11 protein-coding genes and 1 riboswitch are annotated in these 12,929 nt (G+C 36.5%); of the genes, 4 read left to right on the top strand and 7 right to left on the bottom strand.

Annotated features, from left to right (window positions below; translation table 11 throughout):
* Positions 1-289: 289 nt before the first annotated feature.
* Together J7E77_RS03200 and J7E77_RS03195 are read left to right on the top strand one after the other, a co-directional pair.
* Positions 290-1,465 carry a glucose-1-phosphate adenylyltransferase gene (locus J7E77_RS03200; protein WP_214712302.1) on the top strand — a complete coding sequence of 392 codons (1,176 nt, stop codon included), beginning with the start codon at positions 290-292 and terminating at the stop codon, positions 1,463-1,465.
* 741 nt (positions 1,466-2,206) lie between these two features.
* Entirely contained in the window at positions 2,207-2,875 is a 669-nt protein-coding gene (locus tag J7E77_RS03195) for a hypothetical protein (RefSeq protein WP_214712299.1), read from the top strand.
* A 227-nt stretch (positions 2,876-3,102) separates the two neighbouring features.
* Here J7E77_RS03195 and J7E77_RS03190 read toward each other — a convergent pair whose 3' ends face one another.
* The 3 genes from J7E77_RS03190 to J7E77_RS03180 all read right to left on the bottom strand — a co-directional run bounded on the left by J7E77_RS03190 (position 3,103) and on the right by J7E77_RS03180 (position 4,418).
* Entirely contained in the window at positions 3,103-3,486 is a 384-nt protein-coding gene (locus J7E77_RS03190) for a GNAT family N-acetyltransferase (RefSeq protein WP_214712297.1), read from the bottom strand.
* A 169-nt stretch (positions 3,487-3,655) separates the two neighbouring features.
* A complete protein-coding gene (locus J7E77_RS03185; RefSeq protein WP_214712295.1) occupies positions 3,656-4,003 on the bottom strand; it encodes a VOC family protein in 348 nt (115 codons plus the stop codon).
* A 220-nt stretch (positions 4,004-4,223) separates the two neighbouring features.
* Entirely contained in the window at positions 4,224-4,418 is a 195-nt protein-coding gene (locus J7E77_RS03180) for a hypothetical protein (protein ID WP_214712293.1), read from the bottom strand.
* A gap of 338 nt (positions 4,419-4,756) precedes the next feature.
* Between J7E77_RS03180 and J7E77_RS03175 the strand changes: the two genes are divergently transcribed.
* Positions 4,757-5,077, top strand: coding sequence for a hypothetical protein (locus J7E77_RS03175; RefSeq protein ID WP_214712291.1), 321 nt, complete (start codon positions 4,757-4,759; stop codon positions 5,075-5,077).
* 215 nt (positions 5,078-5,292) lie between these two features.
* Here J7E77_RS03175 and J7E77_RS03170 read toward each other — a convergent pair whose 3' ends face one another.
* Together J7E77_RS03170 and J7E77_RS03165 are read right to left on the bottom strand one after the other, a co-directional pair.
* Complete coding sequence (locus J7E77_RS03170) at positions 5,293-5,880, bottom strand: NAD(P)H-dependent oxidoreductase (protein WP_214712290.1); 588 nt, start codon at positions 5,878-5,880, stop codon at positions 5,293-5,295.
* 116 nt (positions 5,881-5,996) lie between these two features.
* Positions 5,997-6,170 (bottom strand): hypothetical protein, encoded by a 174-nt coding sequence (locus J7E77_RS03165; protein WP_214712289.1) that lies wholly within the window; start codon positions 6,168-6,170, stop codon positions 5,997-5,999.
* A gap of 595 nt (positions 6,171-6,765) precedes the next feature.
* Positions 6,766-6,850, top strand: a riboswitch (cyclic di-GMP riboswitch).
* Positions 6,851-6,876: 26 nt separating this feature from the next.
* Here J7E77_RS03165 and J7E77_RS03160 point away from each other — a divergent pair.
* Complete coding sequence (locus J7E77_RS03160; protein ID WP_214712288.1) at positions 6,877-7,002, top strand: anti-repressor SinI family protein; 126 nt, start codon at positions 6,877-6,879, stop codon at positions 7,000-7,002.
* A gap of 653 nt (positions 7,003-7,655) precedes the next feature.
* On the opposite strand, the gene J7E77_RS03155 is transcribed toward J7E77_RS03160, so the two are convergent.
* Both J7E77_RS03155 and J7E77_RS03150 read right to left on the bottom strand, forming a co-directional pair.
* Complete coding sequence (locus J7E77_RS03155) at positions 7,656-11,345, bottom strand: polysaccharide deacetylase family protein (RefSeq protein ID WP_308160366.1); 3,690 nt, start codon at positions 11,343-11,345, stop codon at positions 7,656-7,658.
* 505 nt (positions 11,346-11,850) lie between these two features.
* Positions 11,851-12,564, bottom strand: a complete 714-nt coding sequence (locus J7E77_RS03150; protein WP_168240990.1) for a GntR family transcriptional regulator — start codon at positions 12,562-12,564, stop codon at positions 11,851-11,853.
* Positions 12,565-12,929: the final 365 nt, after the last annotated feature.

The raw sequence follows: 12,929 nt of genomic DNA, 5'->3' as shown, positions 1-12,929 counted from the left end.
ATCACACATCAGATTACTTAAATTATGTCGATTTATGTTTGTAAAAGTCGGAATTATTTGATTTTGTCTTATTACCTCGTCTGTTAAAATGAAAAACAGATTGCAAAACTTACAACATGAAAGGAGCTTAAATTTAATGCAAAGTCTATTAGATACATTAAAGTTGGAAGACACTTTTAACATAAATGAAGAAGATGAGTTAGAATCTGAAGAGTTATATTACAAGTTATGGGGGAGATGATCGTTTATAACTCACATAAAAACATATATCCTTTACATGGAGGCAACTATGACTAAAAAACAATGTATAGCCATGCTATTAGCTGGGGGAAGAGGTACTCGATTAAAAGAATTGACCCAATACATAGCAAAGCCTGCTGTTCCATTTGGCGGGAAATACCGAATCATTGATTTTACATTAAGCAATTGTAGTAATTCTGGTATTGATACGGTTGGTGTTTTGACACAGTACCAGCCTCACACTCTTCAAAATTACATTGGTGATGGCAAGCACTGGGAGTTAAACCGAAAAAATGGAGGAGTTACTATTCTTCCACCTTATCAATGTGAGTTGGGTGAAAGATGGTATGAAGGCACCGCACATGCTATTTATCAAAACCTAAGATATATTGAAAATTATAATCCAGAGAATGTTCTCATAATTTCCGGAGATCACATTTATAAGATGGATTACAGCAAAATGCTAGAGGAGCATATAGAAACGTCAGCTGACGCCTCCATTTCTGTTATAAACGTACCATGGAATGAAGCGAACAGATTTGGCATTATGAATATTAATCCTGAATCAAAAGAAATATTAGATTTTGAAGAAAAACCAGAACATCCTAAATCAAACCTCGCCTCTATGGGCATTTACATTTTTAAATGGGAACTGTTAAAGAAATATTTAGAAAAAGAAGAAAAAAACCCATTCTCGTCTAAGGATTTTGGGAAGGACATTATCCCTTCGATGATAAATGATAATCGCAAATTACAGGCCTATTGTTTCAAAGGTTATTGGAAGGACGTCGGAACCATTCATAGTCTCTGGGAAGCAAATATGGATTTACTTTCCTTTAAAAGCAATCCAATCTTACAAAATGAAGACTGGTCTATTTATACTCATGAAACTTCCCGGCCGCCATTATATTTGGACGGAAAGGCTAGCACACACCAATCTTTAGTAAGTGAAGGCTGTAAGGTGTTTGGAAGGGTAGAAAATTCCGTTCTTTTTTATGGAGTGACCGTGGGTAAGGGCGCTGTGATTAAAGATTCCGTTATTTTACCGGGTACCATTATCGGAGAAAATGCCGTGATTAACCGAGCTGTTGTTGGCAGTGGAACGGTCATTGAAGCTAATGTTAAAGTGGGAGATGCACAGCCGTTTAGTGAAATTACCTTAATTGGGGATCACCAGACTATTCAAAAAGATATTAATGAAACAATTAAGGAAAAAGCTGTTTAGATAATAATTTTTAACATATAAACATAGGGCATTACTTTTACAAATTGATATTAAACGAACACGAACTGAATTGTTAGTTGATATAAAAAATTTAGGAAACAGAATTGAAATGGGAAGGTTTCCTACAACGGCATTTCGATGATTGTCAGAAAGAAATTAGATAAATAACAAAAGCGATGAGGTAATCTCTCATCGCTTTTACTAGTTCACTATCACATGGTTTTAGTTTTAGATCAGTATTTTGTACATAGAAGCAGAACCATAGAATTGAAAGACGGAAATCCATTGAATGAAGTAAGGATGTTGTGCTAGTCAATCATGTTGCACGATAATAAAATGACCAAGGAAACAAAATCATGAAGTATGATCCGACTACCTGAATAAACCTGCTCGTTTCGCAAATAAACGTGCTCAATTTAGAAATATAGCTAGCTTTATGATCCAGAAGCAGTGAAATTAGTCCCGTTGGAGCAGTTTATCAGCGGATTTTTGGAGGATTTCAGCGAATTGGACCATTTTATCAGCGAAAATCAAACATTTATCAGCGAATCTAGCGTTTTATCAGCGAATCCATTTTTTTGCAAAAAAAGCTGTTTGTTACGAAGATAGCAGAAATTCAATATAAAAAAGGTGAGTTTAATAGACTCCCAAATTCTGTTTTTGTTTCCTACCCCCATAAGATATTTTGGCTTGTTCGTATTCTATTAGTATGAACACACAAAAAAACACGAGGGGTATAAAATGATTAAAATAACCAAGGGAGCCCTTGCCATGGTATTAGCGGGATCTGTTACGTTTTCTGTCGCCAATGCTTTGTTAGGCGATCAACCTTTAAAACGATTAACAAAAGAAATGGCTTTACCTATATCGGCAGACCGAAAAAAAGCGGATGTAATCAACCCAGCAGAAAAAAAGGACAAACCTCAAACGCCAGCAGCGAATGTGAAGGACCATGATATTGCTGCTATCCGAGACTCTTTAAAAAATAGGAATACCAATGATACGGCAGTAACAGCCGTTCAACAAAATAGGGGAAAATCCAGCGATCGAACGACAACCAATCCTGCTAATCCGAGCGAGACAAAAACTACAACGCCTGTTGCAACATCAATACCTGTAAAAAGCACAAAAGCACCAACAACAACGAGAAAACCCACGACTACGAGAACTGCTGCAACAAGGTCAACCACAAAGCCTGCTGCACCAACAGCACCTGCGACAAGAGTCAAAGCACCACCAACAACGACAACACCTACGGCGACGAAAACTAGTACAACCACAACGAAAACTAATACGACAACTAGTGCAACCACAACAAAAACCAACCGAGGACAACAAGTTTCTCAAGCAGCAAAAGAAAAGGCCGCGAGCCGAAGCGATAAAAAGGAAAACAACGGAAAGAAAATGTAATTCTTTCAAAAAGGATCACCAAATGCTGATAACGGGTTCCGTTGCTTATCGCAAAACGTGAATTTGTAGCTGCAAATGTATAGTAAAATGTATATGAATTTGCACCGCATTTTGCGGTGCTTTTTGATTATAAAAATAAATAACTCAGTCCAATTTGAACTGAGCTGCTTCAATATTTTATTTCAAAGCTACTTCTACTAACGCACCCTTTAGTTGAATAAGCTCGTTTAAATTTGAAAGGATTGAACCAAACATTCTTCATTATCAACAATTTTCTTCTCTTCTTCAAAGACTATTTCTAGCTCGCGATAAATTTTTCTCCTGAATTTTTTCAACATAAAAATATCATTAATACTGAAATCATAGTCTTTATTTAAAAAAGGTCTTTCTAAGAGCAGTAAAAAACCTACAATTGCCTTATCTTTTTTAAGAAAATATGGTGTTAACCCATCTCTCTCCCAGATTAATTCAAATGAGTCAAACTCAAAAGAACCACTTGTTGATATGTCTAAACCATCGGTAAATTCAGAAAGGTCGTGTAAATAAAGGGAATATAAGTTGAGGAGAATATGCTTTTCATCTTTAGATATTAATTTTAATGAAACAGTCATTTTTATTCCTCATTTTCAATTAAATAACTTCTCTTACTGTGTTAATTTCTACATAGACTTGAATTTACCTTTTTATAACTATCCTGACCGTTAGTACAATACGAAAAAAGCCTTAATCCTTATCGGATCAACGCACCCGATAGCTCAATAGCAAATAAATTACAACTCGCTATTTCTCCCAAAGCTCGACCAGTCGACCTTCAGGATCTTCAATCCAAATAAACTTTCCAAACTCACTAACCTCTTTTTCCTTAACAAGAGGTACACCAATTTGTTCAAGATGCTTAATAGTCTCGTTTAGATTATGTACTTGAAAATTTAACATCACTTGTTGTTCTGTTGGAAAATAACTGTCATTCTCGGCAAAGAAAGAAAAGATAGTCTCATTTCCTAATTGGGGTTTAATCACAGTCCCATTCCAATTTTCTATTTCAATCTTCAACACTTCACTGTACCATTTTTTTATAACATCAAGATTCTTAGTTCTCCAAAATATTCCACCGAAACCTTTTATCATCGTAACTAACTCCTGTCTTTCTTTAAATTTTTAGTTTTTCGATTACATTAGATATTCGAGATTTAATGTTAAGTTCCTTCTTCAACTATACTGCTCCGTTAGCCATCCATGTAGCACAAAATCAGTGCTGCACCACAGAGAATGAAAATGGTAAGGAAGTGTCAATCCTGTTACAGACCTTAATCCAGTCAACCCTAATCGTATCTAATTGTTAATATAGTTAATGACCTGATAAATTTCTTAGCTGAATCAGATAAACCCGGCTTGGCGTTTGTAAGTAATTCAAAAAGAAGTTATTTTCTCTATAGGTTATATCTATAAATCCATTTAAATGTAATGCTGGGTCAAAATCTGGTTCTGTTAGCCAACTTCTTAGTTTTGGCGAGTCTTCTATATGAAAATTAATCTTAAACATTTATTAACCCCTTTTCAGAACTTCGTATACTTATTTGAACTACTTCTTTTTGTAATTATTATCCCTTCTTCAATTAACCTGCCTTATGAATAGTCCTTTAGTTACAAGTTTTGCATAAATTTTTTTTAAGGGCTTTTTTATAAAATATCCCTATGTAATAAAAGAGTCGTTTATTGAAATTGAATTCACCGATAGGGTCAGCATCGCAATGAAAATGATGTTTAAACAATTCAACAATGAAAAAAGGTATCGCTTCCGTTTTGTGGCAGGGGAACTCGCACTTTCGTATAATGAAAATAGATTGAATGCAGATCAAAAAATAAGATGGTGAAGCTGGTATGAGAATAAATTTATCTGAGAAACAAATCGCGGAAATAAAACGATTAGTTCAAAAAGAACTTTTGATAAAAGGGATCGAACCAACAGATGAATATCTATTTATCCACTGTTTTTCGAAAATACAGAAAGAAACCGTCTATTATCATCTGTTTAAAGAAAATGATACGTTGATAATCCGCTGCTATGCACGAGTGTTTAACAACTTAGCTATGAGCGTGATGATCAGAAGCACAGCAAAAAATGTATTTGAATATCTGGTAAACCAAACTGGATTACAAAACACAATCTATATAGAAAACGGTATAGAATTTAAATTTTAAAAAAGAAGGACCCTAAAGTTAAATATATATAAGGACAATTAAATTCCGATAGATAAAGCCTGTATCATTGATTACCAAGTAAACATTGATACAGGCTGTTTTTTTAGAACTTCATATTGAACTAACGCACCCCGTTACTTGAATAAGGGATTGTTTTAGTTTGGTGGTTTTGTGCTAAATAAAAAAGAGACCTCTTTTTCGAGGCCTCAACAACACTAAACTGTAACCATCGGAGCAAAAAGTGAATTCAATTTGGTCTTTACTTCATCCAACATTCCTTTTCGTGTTGCATCATCCACTTGAGGAACACTTCCGAAAAGTACATGACCAACACTTTCAATACCACAGAATTCAAAAATACCGGTGGTGGAAGTTTTCTTCAAGCTTTCTGTCATTCCTATGGAATCGTATATTTCTTTTGGGGTTCCATAAGTATTGATTATCAATCCCTTTTTCCCAGATAAAAGTTTATTAATGGTGCCATCTTCAGCATATTCGTAGGCAAATCCATAAGAATAAACCCTGTCAACATATCCTTTTAAAATGGCAGGTAGACCTGTCCACCATATCGGATAAATGAATGTAATCACATCGGCTTTAGTGATAAATTCCTGTTCGGTTTTTATATCTGGAGGCACTTCACCTTTACCTTCAAATCTTAAAACAGGTTCAAAATTTAATGCATATAAGTCCCTTACGGAAACTTCATGTCCATTTTCTTTTAAGGTATTTACTGTAGTTTCTAAAATGGCATGGTTATAGCTGTTAGGGTTTGGATGTGCATACACGATTAGATGATTCATTATAGTCCCTCCATTTTTTTTTATGTGGAACATATTTAAATTACCCTTTAGTACCTTTAATCATCAAAGGTAACTAAACCCATTACAATTAGCATGCTTTAGCTCTGCCACTATTTTTAATTTGTTTGTTGAAAGACTCTAAGGTATTCATTGTAATCGGCTTCACTAAATACATTAAAAATGATTTTATCCCGGCTCACCTGCGGAAGGGTGGCTGTTAGGCGGCGAGGCAGTGAAGTTCGGTAAGCGAGCCCTTCCTGCTTCTCAATAAAAAAGAGCTCAGATTGCATCTGAAAGCCCTTCTTAAACTAAACTGACCATTAGCGCTCAATAAGAAAAAGGCTCCCGCAGCAACCTAACCTTCTTGAGTTAAAGCACCCGTTAGCTCAATAAGGAATATTGTTTAACAAATCATAGAAAAAATCTAACCTTTTAGAAGGGTTACACCTTGTCCAAAAAAGACCGGTCTAAATGTTAGAACGGTCTTTCCTTATATATTCAAATATTAACTACTCTCGTCAACATGATGGTGATGATGGTCGCTGCTCTCTTCCTGGTCATGCTGGTAAGCTAGTGTACCGGGGTTTGTATTGCCAAATGTTAGATACCACGGCATCCCTAACGGTCCACCCGCTGAAGCCGGTGGCACGAACACATCGAACGTCTTATGATGATGGAGGTTGTATCGCCGCACCGAACCTGTGTCGGGACCGTCACCATTAATTGGCACTAAACTGCCCCTTTAGTTTAACAAGAGCTTTCTCATTTGTTGCACATTTTCTTCGAAGTGCGACATAACTTGCAGATATTGTTGAACTTTTTGTTTTTTATTTTGTTCAATATAGTGAACGTTTGTAGTACAATTGTTTCATATTATTAACAATTTTTAGAAAAAGGCAAACCATTTGAAAAATTGGGACGCAGCTACAGGTCTAAGGTTATAAACAGCAATGACGGCTGCGTTGCCTAAAATAGTACATATTTTAGGAGGGTAATATGTTGACTACTGCAATTGCTTGTGAAAAAGAACTAGACAAAGAATGGATTGACCTCATTATTAAGGCTCGTAATTTAGGAATTTCTGTTGATGAAATTAAAGAATTTCTAAAAAAATCATCTTGACCCCTATTTGGTCTATTTTTTTATTTACTTCGCACTTTGGGTCAAATACGACATTCATAACCAGCCCTTGTTCCACTAAACTGCCCCGTTACTTTAAGTGCAACTTTTCACAATTTATATTTTCATTTTCACATAAATATCCAATAACTCTTCAGTAAATCAACTCACGTTCACTTAAATGTTCTAATAAATTCAATCAAAATGTATATTACAAATTTGAGCACTAATTCTATAAAAAGCTTGATATATCAATAAAAATGACTATCAAATTAATATACATTTTGATAGTCATTTTGGGTAACATTTTTAATGTTTGCGATAGGGAACGAACCCGTTAAAATGCTGGTGATCCTTTTTTTAGAAACAATAAATGATATAGCATTAAAATTTATGAATTGTCTAGCTCCAGCTCCCAGCGGCTAGTGTACTTCGCTCTTCTTCCTACGATAAGTCAACATCGAATCGCTGGCGCTCTTCGTGTTTCCTTTTTCTCAGTCGAAGCGCTCCACAAGGAAGGCTTAGGCAGCATAAACATCGCACAAAGGAAAAGCGATAGCTTTTTCGAGGAGTCCATACGCCGCTAAACGGGCTCTTCCGCTTTTCTATATAAAAAAGGTCTTCCCCGAATGGGAAAGACCTGTGCGAAGTTTCCATTACATATTTTCCTTAACCTTCACCATCGAGGTTTCCTGTGTTACATTACCTTTGCGTTTTAGTTTACCCCAGCCAACGGTTACTCCTTTTATTGCCGAGAAGATCGATTTTATCACCACATAGGTCATCAGCTGCTTGTACAAGATTCGTTGCAGGAACAATGAGACTAGGGGTTTGGGACTTTCTTTCTCCAAGCGAAACGCATAGAGAGAAGTACAGAAATCCAGCAAGTAAAAAAGAATAAATCCAATCGCTGCTCTTTCAGGGTGCGGGTTAAACAGAGCTAAAATAAACAAGATATCTGCAATAGGCGATATGGTTTGATAAATATATTGGAAAAGCCACATATTTGGTAGAGCGATAAATCCTAATGAGTTATGTTTTTTATTGAATAAAGCCTCCCGATGTTTCCATAAGCATTGTAACGTACCGTAAACCCATCGGTAACGCTGTTTTGCCAGACTTTTAATATCTTCCGGCACTTCTGTAAAGGCATAGGCCTTTTCTTCAAATTCAATCCTTTTCCCCTGGCGTAAAAGGGTAAGTGTGATATCGGTATCCTCTGCCAGTGTATCCTCTTGAAAGTATCCAGCTTCTTCTACCGCCGTCTTTCTCCATGCACCGATGGCACCTGGTACAACCGTAATGCAATTGAGTGCTGCAAAAGCCCTTCTCTCTAGGTTAAAGCCTGTCACATATTCGATATGCTGCCAGTTTGTAAGAAGGTTCCCCTTATTGCCGACCTTTACATTCCCTGAAACCGCAGCAACATGTTCATTTTTAAAATGGTTAACAAGCAATGAAATGGCATTTTCCGCGATGAGTGTATCTGCATCAAGAGCCACCACGATTTCCCCGTTTGCCTCTTTAAAACCAAGATTAACAGCAGAAGATTTTCCTCCATTGGTTTTTTTAATTAATCTGACTAAGGATGAGTTTGCATAAGTTTCTTGAACGACAACAGCCGTATCATCCTTTGATCCGTCATCGATAATCAGTATCTCAAAAGCAGGGTAGTCGCTCGATAAAATAGAATCTACTGTTTTACAAATTACTTTTTCCTCGTTATAGGCGGCAATCACGACGCTGACAAAAGGGGTGAAGCTAGGATCGATCACGGTCTCTTTATACCTTTTTACTTGCTTCCTTGAAAGGAAAACGAAGATAGCCAGTCGTAAGATTCCTAACAGGATCGCTGAGTAGAACAGGAAGCTTAATCCTAAGTGCCAGCCTTGTAACACCATGAATACAGCCTTGTCATAGACCAAATAAGGGCTGTCCTTAACAGGGGGCATTATCTGACTATTACTTTTTCCAGTTAGATCAGCGATGGTGGTAAAAGTGTAGCCGCGCTGTTTGAGTTCTTTAATTATAATAGGCAAGGCTTTTACCGTGTTGGAGCGGTCACCGCCAGCATCGTGCATCAAAATCACATTTCCTTCTGGAAGCTGATCCAACACCCGCTTCACAATCTCATGACTAGAAAGTCTTTGCCAATCATCTGAGTCAATTAATTCACCGACCATGGTATACCCCATATCCTGTGCTCGAACTATTGGCTCCAGCTCGTTCCTTGTGCTCGGTTCCGCATTGGCCACAAACGGCGGACGGAAAAGAGTCATCGAATGACCGGTAATTTCTTGAAATAATCGCTGATTTGCATTTAGCTCCATTTTCGTTTGAAATGGTGTGATCGATGCAACATCCGGATGGGTAAAGGTATGGTTACCAATTTCGTGCCCTTCTTTATACATCTTGTTAACCAGTTCTGGATGCTGCAGCGCGTTCTCTCCAATGATAAAGAAGCTCCCTTTTATATGATTCTTGTCCAAAATGTCCAATATTTGTGGTGTATAGGTTGGATCTGGACCGTCATCAAAGGAAAGGACGACTTCCTTATGTTTCGGTTTGCCATACCGTACTATCTCAGAAGGCTTTGGTAATATAGTATAGGTTTCGGTTTGTATCAACCCATGTGAATCCAATTGAATCGTTCTTTTTCCTTTTTCTGATTGAGAGGCAACTTTTAAAATCTCTCCAGCACCTGTATAGTGAACAGGCTTAGGGTTGACCATGGTTTTGAGAGCATTTGATGGATCGTTTATTTCTTTTGGTTTATTCATGTAATTCCAGATCGAAGGATCTTCAGAACCGAGCCGCCAAACCGCTATTCCTTTTGAACCGCGATTCATCGCTAACTTCATTTGATTATAAAATGTAGCCGCATCTAAAAACCAAACAACATGGTTTTTCCCGTTTCGTTTGTAGCGTACATAAGGGTTGCCTATTTGTTTATTCCATTGGATTTGGAGGTTAGTTTCAATTCCTAAATCCATGGTATCGCCGAACGTCATCGTATCTGCGGGCTGATGGGAGTTTTCTTCCCAGTCGTAGCCGAAGCTTCCCAAACTCACAATCAATTTTTCAGAAGGAATATGGAGCTGGTTTAAGTTCTCTTTTACCCAATCAGATGGAGCCACAGGTCCAGGTTTACTCATCGAGTGGTGCTGGTCATAGAGCATGACAATCATCCGGTCAACATTCGTTGCTAAAGAAGTATAGTTAAAACTGTTGTTATTCGGCGGAACATCCAGTGTGACCATGAGACCATGTGGATGAAAGGCCTCATACACTTTATCGATAAAATGAGTGAAATCATCTTTGTCCTTTGGATTGATATTTTCAAAGTCTATATTGATTCCGTCAAAGTCATTTGTTCTCACATATTCCAACATCTTTTTAATAAAAAGATCTTCAGCACCGGGAGTAATAAATAAGTGGTGAAGAGTTTCGCCATCCCATTTATTATTACTAAAATTATTCACTAATGGGAGAATCTTTATATTATGGGCTTTGGCCTCTGCAATAATGGACTTGTCCGTGCTGGTTTTTAGGGTAAGGCCAGGAGTAAGCTGCATCCACCCCGGTACTAATGTTGTAATCGAATCGCTATTCTTTTTAAAAGAAGTATGGCTGTTTTTGTCCCAATCGACGTAAAAACCATACACTTCTTGTTTTTTGTTCGATTGCCCCGTATTTTTTTGCATAAGAGGGGATGGATTCGTTTTTTGAAACTGAGTGGCAAGCTGTTCTGCACTGAAACTTTTATTAATCGGCTCGATTCCGCTCTTTGCTGCGCTTTTATTCAATTGTAGTTCAGGAAATTCAGGGTTCGTATTAAGACTTTCAATAAAAATAGTCGATACTAAAATAATTAAAACCGTAAAGCCTGCACTCATTCGTTTGATAATGGACCAGCGTCTTTTGGCTGGATCAAGAAAAACATGTTCTTGATTTCTCTCCCTCTTTTTCAGCCCTAAATTGTAAAACCAATGGAAAATAAAGTAGCAGACAAGACCAATCAAGCCTCCTAGGACCCCTGAGACAAAAGTTTGTGAAAGCTGTATTTTAGACTTCAGGGTAGAAAATAACCAGTAATCCTCCAATAAACGCATATCCAGGAAGGGTAAATGATTCATCTTTGGTATAAAAAGTGGAATCAACGTTCCAAGAAATAAGGAAATGATATTAAGACGCAACAAAAGTGAAAGAACAAGCAATAATGGAATTCTAAAAATATCTAAAGGGAAAAACCCCATGAAAAAACCAAGTGTACTTGCAACCGCTCCTGCATTTCCTGTGACAGGTGCAAATAATGATCTAACAATCCACCTAAAAACACGATTCACTTTGACTCCTCCTATAGGTGTAGTGTTGAAAAATGTATCATTCTATTGTAATAGATTGATTTTATACTGTTGAATTTGTAAAAAATGTTAACTGAAAGTTATCCTACAATCTCGCGGGCAGATTTTTCGACAAAAAATGACCATCTCCAAAAATTTAGATAATCATTTAAAGATTTTGGGGGTAGGCGGATAAAGTTTTTTTAATTTTAAATGGCAATTGAGGAGGATTTTGTGTAAATGTAAAAACCTCATTTAGATATGTTGCGGAGAACGTATCATTAATAGGTGCAGTTTTTTCATTAATTTCCCTGAACCATTTCATTTAAAAGTTAAAGCTTGAATCCAGGTCCCATTCGGACAGGGCGAGGCTAAAAACGAGGTTTTTATGTTGTAAAGAAAAGCTGAAATATACTAAGCCATTGAATTGGCTATATATATTTCAGCTTAAATTAATTAAGAAATTATTATATTTTTTTTCTGATTTTTTTGAGTTTATCAGATTTTTTCATCCTTTTGAAAGCATCTGTTGGGACATATATAAGTCTTCAACTTTCTCTTGAACATCATCAAAGTTTTCATGTAACGACTTAATCATGAGCTCTCGATCTTTTGCTTTGATCGCATCAATATACAGTTGATGATTATTGATGATCCGTGTAAAGTCTTCATACTTTTCTTTAAAACGACTGCGCATGGATAGAACAATCAAGCTTTCCATCACAGGCTTTAAATTTTCCCAGATCATCAGGATGTAGGAATGATTGATTGACCGAATAATTGTTTCGTGGAATAGGACATCCTGATAGGAAAACTCATCAGCATCTCGGTATTTTATGGCAATTTTCATCATTTCTAGTATTTTATTAAGTTCCATTACTAATTCATTCGTGTCCATCCTTACTAGCCGTTCAAACACAAACGTTTCAATGAGTAAACGTACATCATAAATTTCTGCATATTCTTTTTCTGTTAAACCTATGACAACCGCACCCATTCTTTCTAATCGGATGATATTTTCAGATGCAAGTATTCTTAACGCTTCACGAATGGGTGAGCGGCTCACACCAAAATCGGCAGCTAATTTATTTTCAGATAGGATAGCACCGCTTACAATCATGCCCGAAATAATACGCATTCTAAGCTCGGATGTTACACGATCACCAGCTGAAGCTTTTGAAAGCCATTTTTCAGGATAAAGAAATTCCTTTGATTCAGCCATAAATTCACCTTCTCTTAAGGAGTATACTTGTATACAAGCATTATAATATAACATTTTATTAATGCAAGCGCTTTTTTTCGGTGACACAGGCACCGCCCGATATTTGTCGAAAGTAATTGGTGTTCAGATTGGCAAGACAATAAGGAAGGGGATCTATCGTTCTATTTACTTAATTTAATGAAGGTTAGTAAATATATTACTAAATATTTTGGAGGAGAAATAAATCAATATTAAGGTTTTTATAGTATGTTCTACTAAAGAGGTTATTAGAATAGGGGTATTTTAGAAAAAATTATCAGAAAAAATAAAATATTTACTTGTAAGCACTTTCAAAAGATGCTATTCTTTCGTTATATTCAGTAAAT

The organism is Bacillus sp. ISL-77 (assembly GCF_018613105.1).
The sequence above is the reverse complement of the archived record's forward strand: the minus strand, read 5'-3'. Positions and strand labels throughout refer to the sequence as shown.